The sequence below is a fragment of the Streptomyces sp. NPDC126499 genome (assembly GCF_040302485.1).
Lineage (GTDB): Bacteria > Actinomycetota > Actinomycetes > Streptomycetales > Streptomycetaceae > Streptomyces.
Genome location: NZ_JBEOUO010000001.1, coordinates 520,740 through 542,489 on the forward strand (window position 1 = coordinate 520,740; position 21,750 = coordinate 542,489).

22 protein-coding genes and 1 rRNA gene are annotated in these 21,750 nt (G+C 71.4%); 12 read left to right on the forward strand and 11 right to left on the reverse strand.

What is annotated here, in order from left to right; all coding sequences use genetic code 11:
• Positions 1 to 93 precede the first annotated feature (93 nt).
• The gene (locus ABTZ91_RS02600; protein WP_352075239.1) at positions 94 to 1,092 is read right to left on the reverse strand and encodes an inorganic phosphate transporter; all 999 of its coding nucleotides are present in this window, start codon (positions 1,090 to 1,092) and stop codon (positions 94 to 96) included.
• Between the two features lie 5 nt (positions 1,093 to 1,097).
• Entirely contained in the window at positions 1,098 to 1,718 is a 621-nt protein-coding gene (locus ABTZ91_RS02605; RefSeq protein ID WP_352075240.1) for a DUF47 family protein, read from the reverse strand.
• A 193-nt stretch (positions 1,719 to 1,911) separates the two neighbouring features.
• Between ABTZ91_RS02605 and ABTZ91_RS02610 the strand changes: the two genes are divergently transcribed.
• The gene (locus ABTZ91_RS02610) at positions 1,912 to 2,271 is read left to right on the forward strand and encodes a metal-sensitive transcriptional regulator (protein ID WP_352075241.1); all 360 of its coding nucleotides are present in this window, start codon (positions 1,912 to 1,914) and stop codon (positions 2,269 to 2,271) included.
• A gap of 121 nt (positions 2,272 to 2,392) precedes the next feature.
• On the opposite strand, the gene ABTZ91_RS02615 is transcribed toward ABTZ91_RS02610, so the two are convergent.
• Entirely contained in the window at positions 2,393 to 2,563 is a 171-nt protein-coding gene (locus tag ABTZ91_RS02615; protein WP_352075242.1) for a hypothetical protein, read from the reverse strand.
• Between the two features lie 120 nt (positions 2,564 to 2,683).
• Positions 2,684 to 3,502 carry a hypothetical protein gene (locus tag ABTZ91_RS02620; protein ID WP_352075243.1) on the reverse strand — a complete coding sequence of 273 codons (819 nt, stop codon included), beginning with the start codon at positions 3,500 to 3,502 and terminating at the stop codon, positions 2,684 to 2,686.
• Between the two features lie 111 nt (positions 3,503 to 3,613).
• Between ABTZ91_RS02620 and ABTZ91_RS02625 the strand changes: the two genes are divergently transcribed.
• A complete protein-coding gene (locus ABTZ91_RS02625; RefSeq protein WP_352075295.1) occupies positions 3,614 to 3,775 on the forward strand; it encodes a hypothetical protein in 162 nt (53 codons plus the stop codon).
• Positions 3,776 to 4,000: 225 nt separating this feature from the next.
• Here ABTZ91_RS02625 and ABTZ91_RS02630 read toward each other — a convergent pair whose 3' ends face one another.
• From ABTZ91_RS02630 to ABTZ91_RS02650, 5 genes are all read right to left on the reverse strand, one after another.
• Positions 4,001 to 4,729, reverse strand: a complete 729-nt coding sequence (locus ABTZ91_RS02630; protein ID WP_352075244.1) for a phosphatase PAP2 family protein — start codon at positions 4,727 to 4,729, stop codon at positions 4,001 to 4,003.
• Between the two features lie 180 nt (positions 4,730 to 4,909).
• Positions 4,910 to 5,938, reverse strand: a complete 1,029-nt coding sequence (locus ABTZ91_RS02635) for an NlpC/P60 family protein (RefSeq protein ID WP_407077882.1) — start codon at positions 5,936 to 5,938, stop codon at positions 4,910 to 4,912.
• A gap of 62 nt (positions 5,939 to 6,000) precedes the next feature.
• Complete coding sequence (locus ABTZ91_RS02640) at positions 6,001 to 6,627, reverse strand: hypothetical protein (RefSeq protein ID WP_352075246.1); 627 nt, start codon at positions 6,625 to 6,627, stop codon at positions 6,001 to 6,003.
• Positions 6,624 to 8,489, reverse strand: coding sequence for an alpha/beta hydrolase (locus ABTZ91_RS02645; protein WP_352075247.1), 1,866 nt, complete (start codon positions 8,487 to 8,489; stop codon positions 6,624 to 6,626). Before ABTZ91_RS02645 ends, ABTZ91_RS02640 begins: the two co-directional genes overlap by 4 nt.
• 4 nt (positions 8,490 to 8,493) lie before the next feature.
• Positions 8,494 to 8,946, reverse strand: coding sequence for a hypothetical protein (locus tag ABTZ91_RS02650; protein WP_352075248.1), 453 nt, complete (start codon positions 8,944 to 8,946; stop codon positions 8,494 to 8,496).
• A 610-nt stretch (positions 8,947 to 9,556) separates the two neighbouring features.
• Here ABTZ91_RS02650 and ABTZ91_RS02655 point away from each other — a divergent pair.
• The 6 genes from ABTZ91_RS02655 to ABTZ91_RS02680 all read left to right on the forward strand — a co-directional run bounded on the left by ABTZ91_RS02655 (position 9,557) and on the right by ABTZ91_RS02680 (position 16,821).
• Positions 9,557 to 9,865, forward strand: coding sequence for a hypothetical protein (locus ABTZ91_RS02655; protein ID WP_046908545.1), 309 nt, complete (start codon positions 9,557 to 9,559; stop codon positions 9,863 to 9,865).
• A 115-nt stretch (positions 9,866 to 9,980) separates the two neighbouring features.
• A complete protein-coding gene (locus ABTZ91_RS02660) occupies positions 9,981 to 10,775 on the forward strand; it encodes a hypothetical protein (protein WP_352075249.1) in 795 nt (264 codons plus the stop codon).
• On the forward strand, positions 10,765 to 12,123 hold the full coding sequence (locus ABTZ91_RS02665) for a hypothetical protein (protein ID WP_352075250.1): 1,359 nt from the start codon (positions 10,765 to 10,767) through the stop codon (positions 12,121 to 12,123). Before ABTZ91_RS02660 ends, ABTZ91_RS02665 begins: the two co-directional genes overlap by 11 nt.
• Positions 12,120 to 13,673, forward strand: a complete 1,554-nt coding sequence (locus ABTZ91_RS02670; RefSeq protein ID WP_352075251.1) for an SCO6880 family protein — start codon at positions 12,120 to 12,122, stop codon at positions 13,671 to 13,673. Before ABTZ91_RS02665 ends, ABTZ91_RS02670 begins: the two co-directional genes overlap by 4 nt.
• A 20-nt stretch (positions 13,674 to 13,693) precedes the next feature.
• The gene (locus ABTZ91_RS02675) at positions 13,694 to 15,088 is read left to right on the forward strand and encodes an ATP-binding protein (RefSeq protein ID WP_345486706.1); all 1,395 of its coding nucleotides are present in this window, start codon (positions 13,694 to 13,696) and stop codon (positions 15,086 to 15,088) included.
• Between the two features lie 17 nt (positions 15,089 to 15,105).
• Entirely contained in the window at positions 15,106 to 16,821 is a 1,716-nt protein-coding gene (locus ABTZ91_RS02680; protein ID WP_352075252.1) for a type VI secretion protein, read from the forward strand.
• Between the two features lie 13 nt (positions 16,822 to 16,834).
• Here ABTZ91_RS02680 and ABTZ91_RS02685 read toward each other — a convergent pair whose 3' ends face one another.
• Positions 16,835 to 17,398, reverse strand: coding sequence for a GNAT family N-acetyltransferase (locus ABTZ91_RS02685; RefSeq protein ID WP_352075253.1), 564 nt, complete (start codon positions 17,396 to 17,398; stop codon positions 16,835 to 16,837).
• A gap of 148 nt (positions 17,399 to 17,546) precedes the next feature.
• Between ABTZ91_RS02685 and ABTZ91_RS02690 the strand changes: the two genes are divergently transcribed.
• The 4 genes from ABTZ91_RS02690 to ABTZ91_RS02705 are packed head-to-tail and all read left to right on the forward strand — an operon-like array spanning position 17,547 to position 21,400.
• Entirely contained in the window at positions 17,547 to 18,542 is a 996-nt protein-coding gene (locus tag ABTZ91_RS02690; protein ID WP_352075254.1) for an ABC transporter ATP-binding protein, read from the forward strand.
• The gene (locus ABTZ91_RS02695; protein ID WP_352075255.1) at positions 18,539 to 19,321 is read left to right on the forward strand and encodes an ABC transporter permease; all 783 of its coding nucleotides are present in this window, start codon (positions 18,539 to 18,541) and stop codon (positions 19,319 to 19,321) included. Before ABTZ91_RS02690 ends, ABTZ91_RS02695 begins: the two co-directional genes overlap by 4 nt.
• A gap of 10 nt (positions 19,322 to 19,331) precedes the next feature.
• Positions 19,332 to 20,711, forward strand: a complete 1,380-nt coding sequence (locus ABTZ91_RS02700) for a histidine kinase (RefSeq protein ID WP_352075256.1) — start codon at positions 19,332 to 19,334, stop codon at positions 20,709 to 20,711.
• Entirely contained in the window at positions 20,708 to 21,400 is a 693-nt protein-coding gene (locus tag ABTZ91_RS02705) for a response regulator transcription factor (RefSeq protein ID WP_352075257.1), read from the forward strand. The genes ABTZ91_RS02700 and ABTZ91_RS02705 overlap by 4 nt, the downstream gene beginning before the upstream one ends.
• Positions 21,401 to 21,502: 102 nt before the next feature.
• On the opposite strand, the gene rrf is transcribed toward ABTZ91_RS02705, so the two are convergent.
• Positions 21,503 to 21,619, reverse strand: a 5S ribosomal RNA gene (gene rrf / locus ABTZ91_RS02710).
• Positions 21,620 to 21,750 lie beyond the last annotated feature (131 nt).

Here is a 21,750-nt window from a genome sequence, read left to right on the forward strand (position 1 = left end):
GGGGGAGCCGGGCCCAACCACGTTCTGGATATCGGATCCGATATCCAGAATCCGTTATCCAGGTCCTTTCCAGGATCCGTTATCCGAAGAACATCAGCCGAAGAACAACTGCACGATGTAGAAGCTGACCGCCGCGACGAGCGCCGCCGCCGGCATGGTGATGAACCAGCCGAGGATGATGTTCTTGGCGACGCCCCACCGCACCGCGTTGACGCGCTTGGTGGCGCCCACGCCCATGATCGCGGAGGTGATGACGTGGGTCGTGGAGATCGGCGCGTGGAAGAGGAACGCCGAGCCGAACATGATCGACGCGCCGGTGGTCTCGGCGGCGAAGCCCTGCGGCGGGTCCAGCTCGATGATCTTGCGGCCGAGGGTCCGCATGATGCGCCAGCCGCCCGCGTACGTACCGAGCGAGAGCATCACGGCACAGGCGACCTTCACCCACACCGGGATCTCGTCCCCGGCCTGCTGCACATCGGCGATGACCAGGGCCATCACCACGATGCCCATCGTCTTCTGGGCGTCCTGGAGACCGTGGCCGAGGGCCATGCCGGCCGCCGAGACGGTCTGCGCGATGCGGAAGCCGCGCTTGGCCTTGTGCGGGTTGGTCCTGCGGAAGATCCACATGATGCCGCACATCACCAGATAACCGGCCACCAGGCCGACCACCGGCGAGATGAACATCGGGATGACGATCTTCTCGAGCACACCGGACCAGATGACCTCGGTCCCGCCGGCCAGCGCCGCGCCCACCATGCCGCCGAAGAGGGCGTGCGAGGAGGAGGACGGCAGGCCGAAGTACCAGGTGACCAGGTTCCAGATGATCGCGCCGACGAGCGCGGCGAAGAGGATGCCCATCCCCTTGTCGCCGGTCGGGGTCTCGATGAGCCCCTTGCTGACGGTCTTGGCGACTCCCTGACCGAGGAAGGCGCCGACGAGGTTCATGACCGCCGCCATGGCGAGCGCCGCCCGGGGGGTCAGCGCCCGGGTCGACACCGAGGTGGCGATCGCGTTGGCGGAGTCGTGGAATCCGTTCGTATACGTGAAGCCGAGCGCGACACCGATGGTGACGATCAGAGCGAAGGTGTCCACGAAGCTCAGGACTCCTTGACCGCGATGGTCTCCACGGTGTTCGCCACGTGCTCGAAGGCGTCGGCGGCCTCCTCCAGCACGTCCACGATCTGCTTGAGCTTGAGCACCTCGATGGCGTCGTACTTGCCGTTGAAGAGGTGGGCGAGCAGCTTGCGGTGGATCTGGTCGGCCTGGTTCTCGAGGCGGTTGACCTCGATCCAGTACTCGGTGAGGTTGTCCATCGTCCGCAGGTGCGGCATGGCCTCGGCGGTCAGCTCGGCCGCCCGGGCCAGGACCTCGATCTGCTGCTCGACGCCCTTGGGCAGTTCCTCGACGTTGTAGAGGACGACCAGGTCGACGGCCTCCTCCATGAAGTCCATGATGTCGTCGAGGGAGGAGGCGAGGGAGTAGATGTCCTCGCGGTCGAACGGCGTGATGAACGAGGAGTTCAGCTGGTGGAAGATCGCGTGGGTGGCGTCGTCGCCGGCGTGCTCCGCTGCCCGCATCCGCTCGGCGATCTCGGCCCGGGCGGAGGGTTCCGCTCCGAGCAGTTCCATCAGGAGCTTGGAGCCCGTGACGATGTTGTCCGCGGACGCGGCGAACATGTCGTAGAAGCTCGTCTCCCTGGGGGTCAGACGAAATCGCACGTGGGGTCCTCGGGGTGCTGGGTTTCGGTCAGGCTGATGCTAGGCGCATCATCCGGCCACGGCTAACCGGCGTCCCTTCAGTGTCGCCCATCAGGCACAGTGATCTGCACGGGACCCCGCCCCGATCGGCGGGGATCGGTACCATATACCCACGAGGGGTATACACACCCTTTCTGGACAGCGGGAGGACGCGATGACGACCACCGAGGCGGCGGCCGAGGTCACCCCCGACACCACCGAGCCGTCGCCGGACCACGGCCACGAGCACGGCGTGCACGGCTACCACAAACAGAAGGACGAGCACCTCAAGCGGCTGCGCCGGATCGAGGGCCAGATCCGCGGCCTGCAGCGGATGGTCGACGAGGACGTCTACTGCATCGACATCCTCACGCAGGTCTCGGCCTCCACCAAGGCGCTGCAGTCCTTCGCCCTCCAGCTGCTGGAGGAGCACCTGCGCCACTGCGTGGCGGACGCGGCCACCAAGGGCGGCGACGGGATCGACGCCAAGGTCGAGGAGGCCACGAAGGCCATCGCGCGCATGATGCGCACCTGAGCCGGACGCGGACCTGGGCCGGACACGGACCTGGGCCGGACACGGACCTTGGCCGGACGCGTGCCTGAGCTGGACGCGTGCCTGGGCCGGACGCGTGCCTGAGCCCGGACGCGTGCCTGAGCTAGCGGCCTTCGGCGCCGACCCGGAGCACCTCGTCGATGCGGTCGGCGCTCAGCCTCTCCTCGTCGATCGCGGAGGCCGCGATGATCAGCTCTCCGCACAGTTCGATTTCGGCCAGGGCGACGCACTCGGGGTCGCTGAGCGCGGTCGCGGTACCGAGCGGCGGGGCCATGCGCATTCACCTCTTCCTGCCGGCGTCGGTCTCCCAGCGTAGGGAGCGGCCTACGGACCGCACATGACACGTCCGGACCATTTGGCGATGACCCCCGGGCGGCCGGGACGCGTCGAGCGGCTACGCCTTGATCTTCCCGGCGTAGATGTCCTTCCGGTCGGGCAGCACCACGGCCACCCGCGCCCCGAACCCGTACAGCAGCGTGGTCGAGGCGACCGCGACCGTACGGCCCTGGTTGCTGAAGCTGAACTGGTGGCGGACCTTGCGCAGCCGCCCCTCCCGGTCCAGATACGCGTCGAAGGGCACCGTGTCCGTGGTGAACCCTTTCGCCGCCGCGGCGAGCGCCCCGCGCACCTGCGGGGACGCCCGCCGGGCCGCCGCCGCGAGGTCCGCGACGCCCCGGTAGTGCCGGACCTTCACGCCCGCGAGGTCGACCTCGCCCAGGTAGTCCACCCGGTGCGCCCCGCGCAGCAGCTCGGCGGCGGCGGCCGGGTCGGTGGCGCCGCCGGTGACCAGGTTGCCGTCGTCGAGGGTGGTGGTGTCGACCCGTACCCACTTGTCGGCGGGGACACCGGCGCCCCGGTTCTTCATGTAGAGCGCGCCGGGGGCCAGCAGCTCGGTGATCGGCCGGTGCGCGCTCTCGCCCGACGCGGCCTTGGGGAGCACCACCTGGAGGCTGCCGGTGCGGCGGCGGAAGTCGTAGGTGCCCTCGCCGCGGATGGTGACGCGGGTGCCGCCGGAGGCCATCTCCATGGAGGTGCTCGCCTTGGACGACCCGGCGCGGGCCAGCGCCTCGGCCGCGCCGCGCACGGACGCGACGGGGTCGCCGCCGGGCTCGGCCTCCTCCGCCGGGGTCGCGCAGCCGCCGGTCGCCACGGTCCCGACCAGCGCTGCTGCGGCGGCCCACGCCCCGCCCGAGCGTCCCTTCCGCACCACCATCGCCTGCCAACCCCCAACGCCGTGCCGCTGTCCGTCCGGAACCGCCCGACCGGATAACGACGGTCCGGACGCCCCGTCACGCGCGCGTGGTGGCGCAGTACGGTGGTGAGCGTGCATCACACGGAGACGACGGAGCGCGGCTCGTTCGCGATCGCCCGGTGCAGCTGCGGCTGGCGGGGACCGGCCCGCCGATCCCGTGAACGGGCCCGTACGGACGCGGCGGAGCACGAGGCGTCGGTGGGAGTGGAGGCGGGGCGGCCCGCGGGGTCCTGAGGCGGGGCCGGGGGCGGGAGCGAGCGGAGGGCGAGCCGAGGGCCCGCCGCCTGGCCTGCGCCAGACCGAGACCGCCGGCCCCCGCCCTTACCCCGGTCCCGGACCGGAAGGCCCGGGCCAGGAGTCCGCCCCTCCCTCACACCGGTCCGCGACCGGAAGGCCCGGGCCCGGGATCAGCCCTTACGCCGGGCCCGGACCAGGAGGCCCGGGGCCGGGATCGCCCCTCTACGCCGCCAGGTCGTTCTGCCCGGTGCCGTGCCGGGGTTCGGGGATGCCGAGCGTCTCGGCGCCGGTGCCGGCGCCGGCCATCGCGGCCCGGTCGGCGGCGCGCCGGGAGCGTACGAGCCGGGCGCCGCGCGGGGAGCGGGCGACGGCGGAGACGACCGGGGTGAGCAGCGCCAGCGCGAGCGGGGCGAGCAGCAGCGCGACGGCGGTGCCGAGGGCGAGTCCGCCGACGACGTCGGTCGGGTAGTGGACGCCCATGTAGACCCGGCAGAAGGCCTCGGCGAGCGCGAGGCCGATGGCGGCGAGTCCGAAGCGGCGGCTGGCGACGAAGACGCCGACGGCGACGGCCATCGCCATGGTGGCGTGGTCGCTGACGAAGGAGTAGTCGGTCTTGCCGGCGACGAGGACCTCGAGCCCCTGGTGGTCCTTGAAGGGCCGGGGACGTTCGACGAAGCCGCGGATCGGGATGTTGACGAGGAGGGCGATGCCGGCCGCGAGCGGGGCCCAGACGAGCCCGACGAGCCCGGTCACGGAGTCGCCGAGCGAACCTCTCCTGCGGATGCTCCACCAGCACCCGAGTCCGACGAGGACGAGGCCGAGCATGATGCCGTACTCGCCGACGAACTCCATGGCGCGGTCGAACCACGGTGGGGCGGCCTTCGCCAGCCCGTTGATGTCGTAGAGCAGGCTGACATCGGGGTTCGAACCGTCCGATGCGAGTCCAGCCATCTGCTGCGGCCCCTTGCTGTGTGTTGGTGTCCAACCCCCGTGGTCAGAGTGGTCGGATCGGGAAACGATCCGCCCGAGGGCAGCGTTCCGCTCTTCGCCCAAGATCACTACGACGTTATCGAAAGGTGACGGGTCATCGCAGCCCAGGGCCCGGGCCTCACGGAGAGTTCCGAGCGGGGGTCACGGCTGAGGCAGGTGGGTCGGCAGCGCCGCCGCGCCGTCCTGGGTGACGCGGGTGGCCCCGAAGTAGTCGGGCGTGTCGATCGGGTCGAACCGGATCACGGCCCCGGTGCGCGGCGCGTCGATCATGTAGCCGCCGCCGACGTAGATGCCCACGTGCCGGATGGCGCGGGAGTTCGTCAGGTCGTCGGAGAAGAACACGAGATCGCCCGGCAGCAGTTCGTCCCTGCTGGGATGCGGCCCGGCGTTGTACTGGTCGTTGGCGACGCGCGGGAGCTTGATGCCCACCGACTCGTACGCCGCCTGGGTGAGCCCGGAGCAGTCGAACCGGCCGTTCTGCGCCGCCGTGCCCGTACCGCCCCACAGATACGGCGTGCCGAGCTTCTGCTGCGCGTAGTAGATCGCCCCGGCGGCCTGCCGCGAGGGATCGACCCGCCCGACGGGCCGGGCGAAGCTCTTCTCCAGGGACCGGATGATCCGCACGTAGTTCTGCGTCTCGCGGATCCGCGGCACCCCGCCGGACTTGATGACCCGGTACGCCCCCGCGTTGTAGGCGGCCAGCATGTTGTTCGTCGGGTCGCCCGGCACGTCCTTCACGTAACGGGCGAGCTCGCAGTCGTAGGAGGCGGCCGACGGGATCGCGTCCTTGGGGTCCCAGACGTCCCGGTCCCCGTCCCCGTCCCCGTCGATGCCGTGCCCGGCCCAGGTCCCGGGGATGAACTGGGCGATCCCGCGCGCGTTGGCGGGCGAGACGACGGTCGGGTTCCAGCCGCTCTCCTGGTACAGCTGCGCGGCCAGCAGCGCCGGATTGATCGCCGGGCAGAGGTTCCCCCACTGCTGCACCAGTCCCTGATACGCGGCCGGCACCGCCCCCTTCGCCAGCGCCACGGTCCCGTTCTTCCCGTTCCCGGCCCCGCCGAGCAGCCCGGAGGCGGCGGAGTACGTCCCGACGACGATCAGCGCGACAAAGCTGAGGCAGACCCCGAACACCCCACCGGCCACCAGCCACGCCCTGCGCGCCTTACGCACCGTCAACCACCCCTCGGCTCCTGGCAGTACGCCCCACCCCAGTCTAGGCGCGACCCCCCGCCTCAGGGCGTGGACGAACCGGACGGAACGGAAGTCTCCACGGACCAGAAGGAAGACCGGACGGAGGGGTCGGGGACGACGGGGCCTTCGAAGGGGGTACCGGGGGCGGGGGTCTTGGGCCGCTGGACGTCCGAGGCGAGGAAGCAGGGAGTCGTGACGCTGAACTGGAACCGGCCCCCCGCACCGACCGCGACGCTCATCCTGAAGTCGTCGGGCGTACGGGCGTAGATCGCCGGGAGCTCCCTGCTCGCATCCACGCTGGTGATGGTGTAGCCCCTCCCCTTCCAATGACGCTCCACGAGCCCGAGCAGACTGCCACGCCGTGCCTCGGAGACGATGGTCATCACCTCCGCCCGCCGGGTCACGGAACCGGTCTTCTTCCCGTCGATGGTGTAGTCACCACAGCCGATGTCGGTCGACGCCCCATGCACCCAGTTCAGCGCCGGGCGCACCGACGAGACGGAGTCCAAGATGATCGCGTCGGCGTGCTCCGCGGCCTCCTGAAGGCTCTTCCTGCTCACGTTGCGCTTCTCCTCCTGGTGACCGGCCGATCCTCCCGCTCCCCCGCATCCGGTGGTCAGCGCGACCAGCGCGACCGCGGTGAACAGGCGCAGAAGCAGGGGCTTCATCGGTACTCCTGAGTGGTGATCTGGTCGCTCCGGCCCGCGACGATCTTCGCAATGTTGCGGGCGGACTCGTCATCGGTGGTGGGGTCGAAGTAGTTCGAATGTGCGGGGGTGGGGTCGTCAGCGCTGCGGAAGGCCGGCGGGCCGTCATCGACCTTGAAACGTCGCGCACCGAACTCCTCGTGGGCCGGATCCGTTCCGTAATAGATCTTGCTCTCTGGAGCGACCGCATTGCCCGCCGCGAAACCCGCCGCCCCGGTGACAGCACCGGCGAAGACTCCTGCGACGGGGTTCGTCTGATTCCGGTAGCCGAGTTCGAACCCCTCCTTCAGTCCGTGGACAGACATCTGATCGGGCAACTTGGTCACGGGATCGTTCTCCGCTGCGCCCACGAAAACGTGATCCCTCCCGACACCCAGGTCATCGGCCGTACGTGCTTCAGTACCAGGGCTGCCCAGCAGGATGATGTCGTCGGCACCGGGGATGCCGCCCTCCCGCTGGGCGGCCAGCCCCACGGTGAGCGAGCCGTACGAGTGGCCGATCGCGGTCAGGTGCGGGTCCTGGTGCTCGTTCGTCGCCGAGAGGCCCTCCATGAACGCGTTGTACGCCACAGCGCCGACACGGGCATGCGTGTCTCTGGTCACCGCGAGGTTCTCTGCGAACTGCTCGGCGGGAAGTTGGGGCGGGTCGTATCCCAGCCACACGATCGAGGCGCTGGACTGGTCGTAGAAGGTCGCGCCGGCTGCCGTCTGGCGGGCGCGCTTGATGTCGTTCTCGGCGAAGTGCTCATCGAGCGCGGTACCGAGACCCGGCACGTACGCCGACACGTTCTTCGCCGTGTCCGGATTGCCGAACGACACGATCGCCCGACCCGTCCCCTGGTCACCGATGCCGAGCAGATACATCGGCGGCACACCGGGCTCCGGTTCCGCGCGCAGTTGCCGGTCGATCGAGTAGAGCCCCGCCAGCTGCGTCCGCGCCCGCTCCCCCTCCTGTCCCTCCAGCTTCCCGATCAGCAACTGCAGGTTGTCCCGGTTCGCCGTGTCGCGGACCTCGGCCGGGATGCCGTCCAGGTTCCCGATGACGTCCGGGTAGACCGCCAGGTACGCCTCGCGCTGCTCCTGCGTCAGGTACGACCACCAGGCCCTGCGTTCCGCGGGCGACTTGTCCAGCGGGATGTCGTTCCGCAGATAGTCGTCGGCCATCCCCCGGACGGCCGCCGCGTCCGCCGCCGCGTCCGTCCACGTCCTGGTGTCCACGGTCAGCCCCGGCGCGGCCTTCAGCTTCGCCAAGGTCTCGCTGAAGCGCAGGTCGATCTCCGTCGCCTCCCGGACGGCCTTCGCGATGCGGTCGGCGACGTCCTGGGCCTTGGCGTGATGGGGGTTCTGGCTGGCCAGGCCCGGCGGGCCCCCGCCGGCGCCCAATGGCGTGGTGGGCAGGGTGAGCGGTGAAGTGGGGAGCGCCCGGCCGCCCGGCAGGGGCTTGCCGTCGATGATGTTCTCGCCGCCCGCCGGATAGCCCACCGACCCGTCCCCGTGCACGGTCAGACGGAGGCTCGCCGCGTCCTCCAGGGCATCCTGTACCTGCCGCTGCGGCCCGCTCAGCTCGTACGCGAGGCTGTTCAGCGCCGTCCGGACGAGACCGCACTCGGTGTAGAGGTACTCGAAGTTCCGGTCGAGGCGGGTCAGCCGCGTGAGCGCCGCCTTCGCGGCCTCACCCTTCTGGGTCGACGCCAACCGGTTCGCCATCTCGTTGCTCAACCGGTCCCGGCCGGCGTCCGCGCGGTTGCTCGCCTCGGCCCAGCCGTCGGCGGCGCCCTGGAGCTCGGCGAGCCTGAGGTCCCGTAACCGCTGCCACGTCAGCACGACGTCACCGCCCCTTCGCGGCCGACGCCGCGTGGACGCTGCCGAAGGCGGCCTTCACCGCCGTGTCCTGCTCGCCCTGCTCCTTGGCGACCCGGCGCAGAGCGGGCGCGAGCGAGTCGCACTCGTCCCGGACGGTGCCGATCCGCTCCTCCCAGGAGGTGAGCACGGTCCTCAGCGTGGCGGCGCTCGTCAGTCCGGCGGTTCCGGCGGCGACGCCGTCATGTGCCGAGGTCAGCCGGCTCCTCGCGATGCCCATGCTCGTGGTCAGGGCCTCCGCGCTCGCCGCGGCCTTCGTCCACGGCCCGCCGCTGTGCCGAAGGTCCCCGTCCCCCGCTCCGCCCGCGCCACCACCAGTCGTCGAGGCCAAGGACATCCGCGCAGTGGGCGAACCGTCCCGGCTCTGCCCGGCCTGGTCCCACAGCCTCTGCCACGCCTCCGAGCGTGCTCCCGACTCCATGCGGTCCCCCTGGTCCTCTGATGCCCCGGCGGTCCGAGTCTGCCCCCGGATGTTTCGGACGCTAACAGCCGCGGCATCCACCTACGCAAGCGCAAATGACAAGAGGAACGAATCACTTGGTCCGTGCCATAACAGCTTCGCTCACCCCTCCACAAGCGCAAACAACCTCGCTTCCACCCGAAGGTGTGAGTACAAGCGAGGAGGTGCCCGAGTGGTTCGGCTACGCCTACTCAGGCGTCCAGCGCCGCCCGCTTCGTACGGTCGCGGCAGGAAGAGGACCGGCCAAGGACGTGCGGACCTACGGGCTCCGCTCTCCCCGCCGGCTCTGACACCCTGTCCGAAAGGCGCCGACACCGCCCCAAAGGTGCCACAACGACAATCATTGCCCGGAGTCACCCTGCGTGATACACAGAGTGACCACACACTTCTTCGCATAGGAACCGGCCGCACCGTCGCAGGTCAAGACGGCCAGATCGGTCAAGTGTGCGGGGATCGGGTAAAGAGAGCCGTCAAGCCGTCACACGCGAGCGGTTTCATCAGCGAAGATAGGGTCGACGGCCCATGCCATCCGGCAGGGGCGACGAACTACCCAACAGGGGCGGTGAGTTACATGTACCTGGCGGCAGAGAAGGGCGACATCACCACCATCATCGGTGGAATCGCCCCGAACTGGGGGCCTTTCGGCAGCCTGGGCGCCGAGGCCAAGGTGATGATCGAGGTCGTGATGGCCGTGGCCATCCTGCTCTGCCTCGGCATCGCCATCTGGGGAGCGGCCAAACAGCGCATCGGCGCGACCGCCCTCCGGGACACCTTCAGCGCCGAACAGGGCAAGGGCCTGATCGTGGCCGGTCTGACCGGTGTCTTCATCATCGGGTCGCTGGGGACGCTCTTCACCATCGTGTACGGGATGGCCGTCTAACCCGTTTCTCACCACCGAGGTCGCGTTCCCTGATGTCCAGTCACCACGCCGCGCCCGCGCGGAAACCAGCACGGCTTTCGTCGTACCCGCGAACGGTCGAGGGGGCGTACCCGGCATGAGCCTCGGCGACGAGCACGACGGCCAGACCCGCACCCGCCTCCCCGACCCCGGCACCCCCCGTCCCCCCGCCCGCGGCTCCCGCTCCCTCGTCGCGGTCGTCGGCGTGGTGGTCCTCCTGGTCGCCGCCATCGCCCTCGCCAACCGCGGCGACGGCTCCACCCCCGCCACGTCCGGCGCCGGCCCCGACGCCCCCGCGAAGGCGACCTCGACGGCGGCGACGGGGGTCCGCCCGGTCACGGGCAAGAACGGGACGATTCCGTCGGGGTTCGCGCGGGACGAGCAGGGGGCGCAGAGCGCGGCGGCGAATTACGCGGTGGCGCTGGTGTCGGCTGACATCCTCAAGCCGGACCGGCGCGGTGACATCGTGCGCGGGCTCTTCGCCGAAGACCGGGTGGCCGAGCTGGAGGCCAGGCTGAACCAGGCCTACAGCAAGGAGTTCCTCGACAAACTGGGCCTTGACGAGCACGGCAACGCCGCGCCCGGCATGACGTACGTGTCGCGCACCGCGCCCGTCGGGACCAAGGTGACCGCCTACACCGACGACGCGGCGACGGTCGAGGTCTGGTGCACGGGTGTGTTCGGAACGGCCGGTGTCAGTTCGACCAACCCCGTGACGAACGACTGGTTCACGATGACGCTCGCACTGCGCTGGACCGGCAACGATTGGAAGGTCGACTCCTTCTCGCAGAAGGAGGGGCCTGCACCGGTGAACACCGACCGCACCGCTTCCGATGCCGACGCCATCGCCCAGGCTGTCCAGGAGTTCGGAGGCTTCACCTATGCGCGCTGACCCCCGCACCGCGCTGCGCACGGCAACGGCGCTGCTCGCCGTCCAAACCACGGCCGTCCTGCTGGCCTCCCGTGCGTACGCGGAACCGACCCCCACTCCGACACCTCCGGCCGCGCCGACCCCCTCGCCGTCGCAGTCCGCGAAGGACGAGTGCGACCTCATCGTCGGCCCCGCCCGCGAATACTGCGAAAACGGCCAACCCAACGGCGGCGGCTCCCGTACCCGTCTCGACGACCCCGCCACCGCCCTCGACCCCCTCTCCTCCCTCGCCAACGGCTGCGCCAAGGCCGCCGCCTGGGTCGTCGACACCCTCTCCGGGGCCGTGAAGGAGACCGCCGACGTCGACTTCACCAACCTGGAGTTCCTCGGCCGCTACGCCGTCGTCTTCGCCGCCGCCACCTTCCTCACCCTCCTCCTCTGGCTGCTCGCCGTCGCCAAGCGCGCCATCCGCGGCGTCCCGCTCACGACCGCGATCTCCGAGGCGATCGGGTTCCTGTGGCTGACCGTCCTCGCGTCCGCCTTCACGCCGCTGATCCTCTACACCGTCGTCAACGCCACCGACGCCATCACCGAGGTCATCGCCTCCGGCACCGGCCAGCAGACCGACGTCTTCTTCGGCAGCTTCAAGCAGGCCCTGGAGAAGGGCGACAGCATCGGTGGCGGGCCCATCATGCTGATCATCGTGTCGCTGGTGACGATCCTCGCGGCCGGCGTGCTCTACCTGGAGCTCGTCCTGCGGGCCGTGCTGCTGTACGTCGGCGCGCTGCTCGGCGTCGTCGTCTACTCCGGGCTCGTCGACAAGAACATGTGGGGCCACGTCCGCCGCTGGGCCGGAATCATGATCGCCGTGATCCTGGTCAAGCCGGTCATCGTCATCGTCCTCGGCCTCGCCGGCGCGCTCTCCTCCGGCACCGGCCCCGACGCGTTCTCCGCCGTCGTGTCCGGGCTCGCCATCATCCTGCTCGCGATCTTCGCCTCCGCGATGATCTACCGCTTCGTCCCCGGCTTCGGCGACGAGATCGTCGCCTCCCGCAACAACCGCCTGCACCGCGCCGGCGAGAACGCCGCGGCCGCCGTCATCTCCTCCCCCGCCTCCCTCGTCTCCCAGGGCATCAAGACCCACAGCACCCGCAGCGACGGCGGCCAGGGCGGTGGCGGCCAGAGCAGCGCCCCCCGCCCCGCCAACCCGCTCTCCGGCGGCGTCGCCGCCCACAGCAGCCGCGGCACCGGCGGCGGCACCGGACCCACGCCCCCGCCCGCCCCCCGCAGCGGCAGCCCCACCGCCGGGACCCCGCACACCAGCCGTAGCAGCACCAGCAGCAAGAACACAGGAGGTGGAGGGCGTTGACGACCCAGTCCCAGCCGGTCTCGCCCCGCCGCACGTATCTCATCGGCCGCGCCCGGCCCAACGCGATCGTCGGCAAGAACCGCGAGACCGGCGAGATCGCGCTGATCATCGCCGGCGCCTTCCTCGGCATGATGAGCGGGCTGATCGTCCCCGTCCTGTCCCTGCGCATCGTGCTGCTCATGGGCTTCCCGATGCTCGCCCTGGCCGCGGTCTACGTCCCGTACAAGCACCGCACCTTCTACAAGTGGTTCGAGATCAACCGCAGTTACAAGCGGATGCTCAAGCGGGGCACCGCCTACCGCTCCGGCGCCATCGAGGCCGGCACCCGCCTCGACGGCCGCGAGGTCGAGGTCGGCCCGCCGCCCGGCATCGGCCGCATCAACTGGCTCTCCGCCCCCTTCGGCCCCGACGAGATCGCCGTCCTCCTGCACGCCGACCGCCGCACCGTCACCGCCGCCATCGAGATCGAGGGCCCCGGCGTCGGCCTGCGCGACTCCGAGGACCAGGAAGCCCTCGTCGACCGCTTCGGCACCCTCCTCAAGCACGTCGCCAACGGAGACGGCTTCGTCACCCGCCTCCAGATGCTCGCCCGCACGCTGCCCGCCGACCCCGACGCCCACGCCAAGGACGTCGCCCAGCGCGGCGACCACCAGGCCCCGGCCTGGCTCCAGGAGTCCTACGACCAGCTCCAGTCCATGGTCTCCACCTCCAGCGAGCAGCACCGCGCCTACCTCGTCGCCTGCATGCACTACACCCGCGAGCTCGCCGCCGAGGCCAACGCCATGGCCCGCGCCGCCCGCCACGCCTCCGGCGCCCGCAAGCTCGACCGCGACGCCGGCCTCGCCGTCGTCATGGCCCGCGAGCTCACCGACATCTGCGCCCGCCTCGCCGAGGCCGACATCCGGGTCCGCCAGCCCCTCGGGCAGTCCCGCCTCGCCTCCCTCGTGCACTCCATGTACGACCCGGACCACCCCATCGACCACATCCAGGCCATGACGAAACGAAACGCTTGGCCGGCCGAGCTGGACGCGATGGAACCGACGTACCTCCAGGCCAAGACCCGCGAGTCCGCCACCCGCGCGCCCTGGTGCCACGCCACCGCCTGGATCAAGGAGTGGCCGATGACGCCCGTCGGCGTCAACTTCCTCGCCCCGCTCCTCGTCCACACCCCCGACGTCATCCGCACCGTCGCCGTCACCATGGACCTGGAGCCCACGGAGGTCGCCATCGAGCGCATGCTCACCGAGAAGACCAACGACGAGGCCGAGGCCTCCCGGCAGGCCAAGATGAACCGCACCGTCGACCCGCGCGACATCGCCGCCCACGGCCGGCTCGACCAGCGGGGTGAAGATCTCGCCAGCGGCGCCGCGGGCGTCAACCTCGTCGGGTACATCACCGTATCGGCGCGCTCGCCCGAGGCCCTCGCCCGGGACAAGCGCACGATCAGGGCCTCCGCCGGCAAGTCGTATCTCAAGCTGGAGTGGTGCGACCGCGAGCACCACCGGGCCTTTGTGAACACCTTGCCGTTCGCGACCGGCATCCGCCGCTAGGGCCGAAGGGGCACAGACCGATGCGAGATCCGCTGTCCGTCCTCACCGAAGCCTTCACCTCCTTCCTCTTCGGGAAGGTGGAGACGACCCGCCTGCCCGTCCGCACCTCCACCGGGCAGGCCCAGGCCGTCTACCTGCCGACCGCGGCCCCCGGCCTCGGCGACTCCGGCGTGATCATCGGCCGTGAGGTCTACAGCGGCAAGGGGTACATCTACGACCCCTTCCAGCTGTACGGGCAGCAACTCCCCGCCCCCCACTGGCTGGTCCTCGGCGAGTCCGGAAACGGCAAGTCGGCGCTGGAGAAGACCTACGTGCTGCGCCAGCTCCGCTTCCGCGACCGCCAGGTCGTCGTCCTCGACGCCCAGGGCGAGGACGGCGTCGGCGAATGGAACCTCATCGCCCAGGAGCTGGGGATAACCCCCATCCGCCTGGACCCGATGGTCGCCAACGACGCCGGGATCCGCCTCAACCCCCTCGACCCGTCCATCACCACCACCGGACAGCTCGCCCTCCTGCGCACCATCATCGAGGTGGCGATGGGCCACGGCCTCGACGAGCGCTCCGGCTTCGCGCTCAAGGTCGCCCACGCCTACGTCAACGAGCACATCACCGACCGCCAGCCGATCCTCACCGACATCGTCGAACAGCTCCGCCACCCCGAGGCCGAGTCCGCCGAGGCCATGAACGTCGACATAGACGACGTACGGGCCTGGGGCCTGGACGTCGCCCTCGTCCTCGACCGGCTCGTCGACGGCGACCTGCGCGGCATGTTCGACGGGCCCACGACCGTCGGCATCGACCTCGACGCCCCGCTGATCGTCTTCGACCTCTCCCACATCGACCGCAACTCCATCGCCATGCCGATCCTCATGGCGATCGTCGGCGTGTGGCTGGAACACACCTGGATCCGCCCCGACCGGAAGAAGCGCATCTTCCTCGTCGAGGAGGCCTGGCACATCATCAACAGCCCCTTCGTGGCCCAGCTGTTCCAGCGCCTGCTCAAGTTCGGCCGCCGCCTCGGCCTGTCCTTCGTCGCGGTCGTCCACCACCTCTCCGACGTCGTCGACGGAGCCGCCGCCAAGGAGGCCGCGGCGATCCTCAAGATGGCCTCCACCCGGACCATCTACGCCCAGAAGGCCGACGAGGCCCGCAACACCGGCCGGGTCCTCGGCCTGCCCCGCTGGGCGGTCGAGATCATCCCGACCCTCACCCCCGGCATCGCCGTCTGGGACGTCAACGGCAACGTCCAGGTGGTCAAACACCTCATCACCGAGAAGGAACGCCCGCTCGTCTACACCGACCGCGCCATGACGGAATCGTCCATGACCGACGAGGAACTGGAGTGGGAGACGGAACAGCGCGCGATCCTCATCGAGCAGCAGATGAACGACTCCTCGCAGTCGACGGTGGCGTGACGTGAGGACGGTCTGACATGGAGAAAGAGGTACGGCGGGAGGGCGGCATCCCCGACGGTCTCGTCGTCGGACTGCTCGCCCTCCTGCTGAGCCTCGCCGTCCTCGTCTGGACGGCGACCGGCCTCTCCGGCCTCCTCGCCCACGGCGCCTGGCCGGACGGCGTCACCTTCACCCGCACCCCGCTCGCCCTGCGCTCCCTGCTCTCCGCCCCCACCGACCTCCCCGCCGCCTGGCCGGCCACCCCACCGGGGGCGCTGTCGGGCTACGGGCTGTTCTGGGGCCTCGTCATCGGCGAGGCGATGATCCTGGCCGTCCTCACGGTGTTCGCACTCGGCACCCTGGCCCGCTGGCGCACGGTCCGCGAGGGCCGCAGGACGGGCACGTACGGGAACGGGCCGGCCGGGACGTCGCACGGGAAGGGGCCGTACGGGAACGAGTCGGCCGGGACTTCGCACGGGAAGGGCCCGTACGGGTCGGACGGCGTCCCGGCCCGGGAAGCCCACGGCCCGGACCACGGCCACGACCCGTACGACCCGGCGCTCGGCCCCTCGCGGCCCGGCCCCGACCTCCCCCGCCCCGGCGAGACCCCGGGCCCGGCCCCGTACGGCAGCGCCACCGAGCCGCACGCCCACCACGACGGCCCCGGCCCGCACCCAGGCGTCCACACCCCCGCCCCGTACACCCCCGCCCCCGCCGGCCACGGCCCGACCGCCCGGCCCCCGGCCCCCCGCCTGCCCGACCAGGGCATCCCGTACGGGCCGACGGGCCCGGGCCCCGCGCGCGCGGGAGACCCGTCCCCCGCGCCCCGGATCGTCTACGGCCCCGCCGCCACCCGCCGTCCCCTCGCCGTACAGGCGGTACGGGACGCCGAGGGCGCCGTGCTCGTCGTGACCTCCGACCCGAGCCTGTGGGCCGAGACCAAGGACGCCCGCGCCAAGCTCGGCCCGGTCCTCGTCTACGACCCGGGCCACCTCTGCGACACCCCCTCCCGGCTCCACTGGAACCCGGCGGAGGGATGCGAGGACGCGGCCGTGGCGCGGGAGCGGGCGGCCGCACTGCTCGCGCCCGTACGGCCGCAGGCCCGCCTGGACGCGGCGCTCGCCGACACCGCGGAAACGCTCCTTCGCTGCTGGCTGCACGCCGCCGCCACGGACGGCCGCCCGTTCAAGCAGGTCCACCGCTGGGCGCAGGGCGCCGACGCCCACGACCCCGTACGGATCCTCCGCACCCACCCCAAGGCCGCCGCGGGCCACGCCGGGCTCCTGGAGTCCGCGCTCACCGCACACCCCGAACGCCGCCGGGCCGCACAGGAGCTGACGGCCCGTGCGCTGTCCTCCCTCGCCTCGATCCACATCAGGCAGGCCTGCACGGCGAATCGAACGGATTCGCTCGCGCTGGCATCATTCGTCGCCGAACAGGGCACCCTTTACGTGGTGGGTGAACCGATCGAGGACCCGCGCACCCACCCGGGCGCGATGCCGCTGCTGACCGCCCTCGCCGCAAGCGTGGTCGAGCACGGCCGCCGCATGGCCGCACGGTCATCCGACGGTCGGCTCGACCCACCACTGAGCCTCGTCCTCGACGACGTCGCCGCCGTCGCGCCGATCCCCGGCCTTCCCGGCCTCGTCGCGGAGCGCCCCGAGGGCACCGACCGGGTCCTGCCGGCCCTCGCCCTGATGCGCTCCCCGGAGCAGGCCCGCTCCCGCTGGCCCGAGCCGCTCCCCCTGCCGTGACCGGGTCCGACGGTCAGACCGGCCGCGGGATCTCGTACTCCAGCTCCCACTCCTCCTCGCGCCCCGGCACCGTCACCTTCTCGCCCGTCGGCACGAACCCGAACCGCCGGTAGAAGGCCGCGGCCCGGGCGTTGTCCTCGTGGACGTACAGCCGCACCCGCCGGATCTCCGGCTCGGGCAGCGTCCAGGACCACTCCACCGCCGCCCGGAACAGCGCGTCGATCACGCCGGCGCCCCGCGCCTCGGGCCGCACGAACACGGCCACCAGATGCGTCTGGTCGACCGTCGCCGCCTCCCCGAACCTCACCCCGTCGTCCGACGGCCGCTCCACGAGCACCGTCACCGTGCCGATCCAGCGCCCGTCCGGCGTCTCCGCCACGAACTGGCGCACCCGCCCGTCTCCGGTCTCGGCGGCGCCCTCCGCCCGCTCCTGCCAGAAGGCGTCGGGCCGCCCGGCGGCGTCCTCGTACGTCTCCAGGAAGGCGAGGTGCGCGACCGGGTCCTGAAGGGCGGCCAGCCGCAGCTCGCGCGCCTTCTCCCACTCGTCGGCGCGGATGGTGCGTATCGAATAGTCCATGCCGGGATACTCCCCACCCCCGCACCCTTCTGACAAGGCATTTCCTTCCGCGAGGCACGCCCGCGTCGTACCCCGGTACTACGCCCGCCGCCCACCTGACACCCCCGGTCGGACGCCCCGCCGCCCGCCGCTGCCTAGCGTCGAGGTCATGATCCGAGCGGAAGAACTCACCAAGCGGTACGGCCACCGCACCGTCGTCCAGGACCTCTCCTTCACCGTCCGGCCCGGCTCCGTCACCGGCTTCCTCGGCCCCAACGGCGCCGGCAAGTCCACCACCCTGCGCATGCTCCTCGGCCTCGACGCCCCCACCCGCGGCCGCGCCACCATCGCCGGCCGCCGCTACGCCGACCATCCCGCACCGCTCACCCAGGTCGGCGCCCTCCTCGAAGCCCGCTCCCTGCACCCCGGCCGCTCCGCCCGCAACCACCTCACGGCCCTCGCCCTCACCCACGGCATCCCGCGTTCCCGCGTCGACCACGTCCTCGACCTCACCGGCCTCACCGAGGTCGCCGACCGCAGGGTGAAGGGCTTCTCCCTCGGCATGGGCCAGCGCCTCGGCATCGCCGCCGCCCTCCTCGGCGACCCGGCCGCCGTCGTCCTCGACGAACCCGTCAACGGACTCGACCCCGAAGGCGTCCTCTGGATCCGCACCCTCCTCAAATCCCTCGCCGCCGAGGGCCGCACCGTCCTCGTCTCCTCCCACCTCATGAGCGAGATGGCCCTCACCGCCGACCACCTCGTCGTGATCGGCAAGGGCCGGCTGCTCGCCGACACCACCGTCGCCGACCTCGTACGAGAGGCGGGCGGCACCACCGTCAAGGTCGTCACCCCGGACCCCGACCGGCTGCGCGCCCTGCTCACCGGGCTCCGGCCGAACGGCGCGGCCCGCGTCACCACCGAAGCCCCCGAAGGCCCGGAGGGCCCCGACGCCGCCCACGTCCCCGGCACTCCCCACACCCTCCACGTCACCGGCCTCGACGCCGCCGAGATCGGCCGCACCGCCGCCGCCCACGGCCTGCCGCTGTACGAACTCACCCCGCAGACCGCGTCCCTGGAACAGGCGTTCATGGACCTCACCCACGACTCCGTCGAATACCAGGGCGCCGAACTCCAGGGAGCCGAACTCCAGGGAGCCGCCGCATGACCACCTACGGCATCACCCCGACCCTCACCCCCACGCGCGTCCTGCGCTCCGAATGGCACAAGCTGTGGACGGTCCGCTCCACCTGGATCACCCTGGTCACCGCCGTCGCCCTCGTCCTCGGCATCGGCATCCTCATGGGCGCCACCTACACCTCCGACGGCGGCGACTCCGACGTCGACACCGTCGTCCTCACCCTCTACGGCTCCCAGCTCAGCGGCATCGCCCTCGCCGTCCTCGGCATCCTCCTCACCGCCGGCGAGTACGCCACCGGCCTGATCCGCGCGACGCTCACCGCCGTACCGCACCGCACGCCGGTCCTCTGGGCGAAGGCCGCGGTCTACACCGGGGTCGTCTTCACCGGCTCCCTCCTGACCGCCCTGCTCACCTTCTCGGTCGCCCAGATCTTCCTGGGCGACACCGACCAGGCCGCCTCCCTCACCGACGACGGCGTCCTCGCCGCGATCGCCGGCAACGCCGCCGGCGTCACCCTCCTCGGCCTGATCGCCCTCGGCCTCGGCGCCGCCCTGCGCTCGGTCCCGGGCGCGCTCGGCGCCTTCATCGGAGGGGTGATGGTCCTGCCGGAGATCCTGGGCATGCTCCCGTACGAGGTCGTGGACACGGCCGTCCGCTACTTCCCCACCCAGGCCGCCGGCGCCCTCGGCTCCGCCACCCCGCTGCCGGGCGCCGCCTCTCCCGGCGCGGCCCTGCTCGCCCTGCTGTTGTGGGCGGGCGCGGCCCTCGCCGTACCGGCCGTGTTGCTCACCCGCCGGGACGTATGAGGATGTGCGGGTGACCACGGACACGACGCCCGGGCAGGACCCGACCCGGCAGGGCCTGACCGGACACGGCACGACCGGACAGGGCACGACCACACGCGGCTCGACCGGAAAGGGCACGCCCGTACGCGGCTTGACCGGAAAGGGCACGCCCGTACGCGGCTCGACCGCACACGGCTCAACGGCACACGGCTCGACCGGGCCGAGTCGCTACGTCCGGCGTGTCCTCGCGCGGGCGCGGGCCTTCGACGCGGCCCGCCCCTGGGTGTGGGACGCGGTCCTGACCGCCTCCTGGACGCTGGCCGCGCTCGTCGACGCGGCAGGCGGCTGGCGCAACATCGCCCGCGACCCGTCCGTGCCGACCTGGCTGGTCCTGGTGACCAGCCTGGTCCTGGCCCTGCCCCTCTACGGGCGCCGCCGCCGGCCGACGGCCGCGCTGGCCGTCATGGCGTGCGGGGCGCTCGTCAGTGCCGCCTCGGGGGCGTTCCTGCAGGCCGCGTTCCTCCAGGCGATCCCCGTGTTCCACATCGCCCTGACCCGGCCGCCGCGGGCCCTGCTGTGGTCCACCGCCCTGATCCTGCCGCCGCTGCTGACGGGCGCGATCCGCTTCCAGGCGGACACGTGGGACCAGCACGTCGTCCCGAACCTGTGGGCGTACGCGATCGTCGCCCTCCTCGGCATCACGGTCCGCTCCCGCCGGGAGGAGCGCGACCAGGAGGTCCGCCTGGCGGCCGCCGCCGAACGGGCCCGGATCGCGCGTGAGATGCACGACATCATCGGCCACAACCTGTCGGTGATCACCGGCCTCGCCGACGGCGGCCGGTACGCGGCCGCCAAGCAGCCCGAACGCGCCGCCCAAGCCCTCGACGCCATCGCCACGACCAGCCGCCAGGCCCTCGACGAACTCCGCCGTCTGCTGGGCGTGCTGAGGGAGGAGGAGCACGATGGTGAGGCAGCGGTACGGAACCCGCAGCCCGGCCTCGCCGACCTGCCGGCCCTGATCGACGGCGTACGGAAGGCGGGCCTCCCGGTCCACGCCGAACTGCCCTCCTCCGGTGACGCGGGTCTGTCGGGCGGCGCGCAGCTGACGGTCTACCGCGTCCTCCAGGAAGCTCTGACGAACACGCTGAAGCACGCCGGCGACGGGGCGGAGGCGCGGGTGACGCTGTCGTACGGGCCCGCGGCCCTGGTCCTCACCGTCACGGACACCGGCAAGGGGCCCGTGGACCAACTGCGATGGCAGGGCCAGGGGCAGGGCCAGGGCCTGGCGGGAATGCGCGAGCGCGCGGCGCTCTACGACGGCACACTCGAATGCGGCCCGTCACCGGCCGACGGCGGCTGGCGGGTCCGGCTCGCCCTGCCCCATCCGACCCGGGAGGACTCCCCCACGTGACCACGGTCCTGATCGCGGACGACCAGCCGATGCAGCGCTTCGGCTTCCGCATGCTGCTGGAGAGCCAGGACGACATGACGGTCGTCGACGAGGCCGGCAACGGCACGGAGGCCGTCCGCCTGGTCGACCGTCACCGACCGGACGTGGTCCTGATGGACATCCGGATGCCCGGCCTCGACGGCATCGAGGCGACGCGCCGCATCATCACCGCGGGGGCCCGCACTCGCGTCCTGATCGTGACGACCTTCGACCTCGACGAGTACGCGTACGAGGGCCTGCGCGCCGGCGCGAGCGGCTTCCTGGTGAAGGACGCCCAGCCCGAGGAGCTCCTCGCCGGCATCCGCGCGGTGGCGAGCGGCGACGCGGTGGTGGCGCCGAGCCTGACCCGCCGTCTCCTCGACGCCTACATCCACCACTTGCCCGCCTCGCCGACAGCCGCCCCGCCAGCCTCGGCCCCGGCCCCGGCCCGGAGGGAGGATCCTCGCCTGGCCTCGCTGACCGAGCGCGAGCGGGAGATCCTCACGGTCATCGCCCAGGGCTGGAACAACACGGAGATCGCGACCCGACTCCACCTCGCCGAATCGACGGTGAAGACCCACGTCACCCGCATCCTCGCCAAGACCGGCTCCCGCGACCGCGTCCAGGCGGTCATCCTGGCCTACGACACGGGCCTGGTGACGCCGGCCTGAGGCCGTCCGCGGTCCGGTCCGGGCAGGGCCGGTTCCGGCCGACCGGGCCGTGAACGCAGAAAAGCCCCGCACCAAAAGGTGCGGGGCTTTCCCACAATGATTGTTCGGCGGCGTCCTACTCTCCCACAGGGTCCCCCCTGCAGTACCATCGGCGCTGAAAGGCTTAGCTTCCGGGTTCGGAATGTAACCGGGCGTTTCCCTAACGCTATGACCACCGAAACACTATGAAGTTGAACCGCCGCGCCCCGACCAAGAGGGGGCGTGTTCGTTACTTCAGAACTAACACAGTGGACGCGAGCAACTGAGGACAAGCCCTCGGCCTATTAGTACCGGTCAGCTCCACCCATTAC

Excerpts from the sequence above, each read along its gene's own strand:
- ABTZ91_RS02660 (WP_352075249.1), top strand. The coding sequence starts at position 9,981 with ATGAGCCTCGGCGACGAGCACGACGGCCAGACCCGCACCCGCCTCCCC.
- ABTZ91_RS02655 (WP_046908545.1), top strand. The coding sequence starts at position 9,557 with ATGTACCTGGCGGCAGAGAAGGGCGACATCACCACCATCATCGGTGGA.
- ABTZ91_RS02680 (WP_352075252.1), top strand. The coding sequence starts at position 15,106 with ATGGAGAAAGAGGTACGGCGGGAGGGCGGCATCCCCGACGGTCTCGTC.
- ABTZ91_RS02610 (WP_352075241.1), top strand. The coding sequence starts at position 1,912 with ATGACGACCACCGAGGCGGCGGCCGAGGTCACCCCCGACACCACCGAG.
- ABTZ91_RS02630 (WP_352075244.1), bottom strand. The coding sequence starts at position 4,729 with ATGGCTGGACTCGCATCGGACGGTTCGAACCCCGATGTCAGCCTGCTC.
- ABTZ91_RS02640 (WP_352075246.1), bottom strand. The coding sequence starts at position 6,627 with ATGAAGCCCCTGCTTCTGCGCCTGTTCACCGCGGTCGCGCTGGTCGCG.
- ABTZ91_RS02615 (WP_352075242.1), bottom strand. The coding sequence starts at position 2,563 with ATGGCCCCGCCGCTCGGTACCGCGACCGCGCTCAGCGACCCCGAGTGC.
- ABTZ91_RS02690 (WP_352075254.1), top strand. The coding sequence starts at position 17,547 with ATGATCCGAGCGGAAGAACTCACCAAGCGGTACGGCCACCGCACCGTC.
- ABTZ91_RS02695 (WP_352075255.1), top strand. The coding sequence starts at position 18,539 with ATGACCACCTACGGCATCACCCCGACCCTCACCCCCACGCGCGTCCTG.
- ABTZ91_RS02650 (WP_352075248.1), bottom strand. The coding sequence starts at position 8,946 with ATGGAGTCGGGAGCACGCTCGGAGGCGTGGCAGAGGCTGTGGGACCAG.
- ABTZ91_RS02675 (WP_345486706.1), top strand. The coding sequence starts at position 13,694 with ATGCGAGATCCGCTGTCCGTCCTCACCGAAGCCTTCACCTCCTTCCTC.
- ABTZ91_RS02665 (WP_352075250.1), top strand. The coding sequence starts at position 10,765 with ATGCGCGCTGACCCCCGCACCGCGCTGCGCACGGCAACGGCGCTGCTC.
- ABTZ91_RS02620 (WP_352075243.1), bottom strand. The coding sequence starts at position 3,502 with ATGGTGGTGCGGAAGGGACGCTCGGGCGGGGCGTGGGCCGCCGCAGCA.
- ABTZ91_RS02685 (WP_352075253.1), bottom strand. The coding sequence starts at position 17,398 with ATGGACTATTCGATACGCACCATCCGCGCCGACGAGTGGGAGAAGGCG.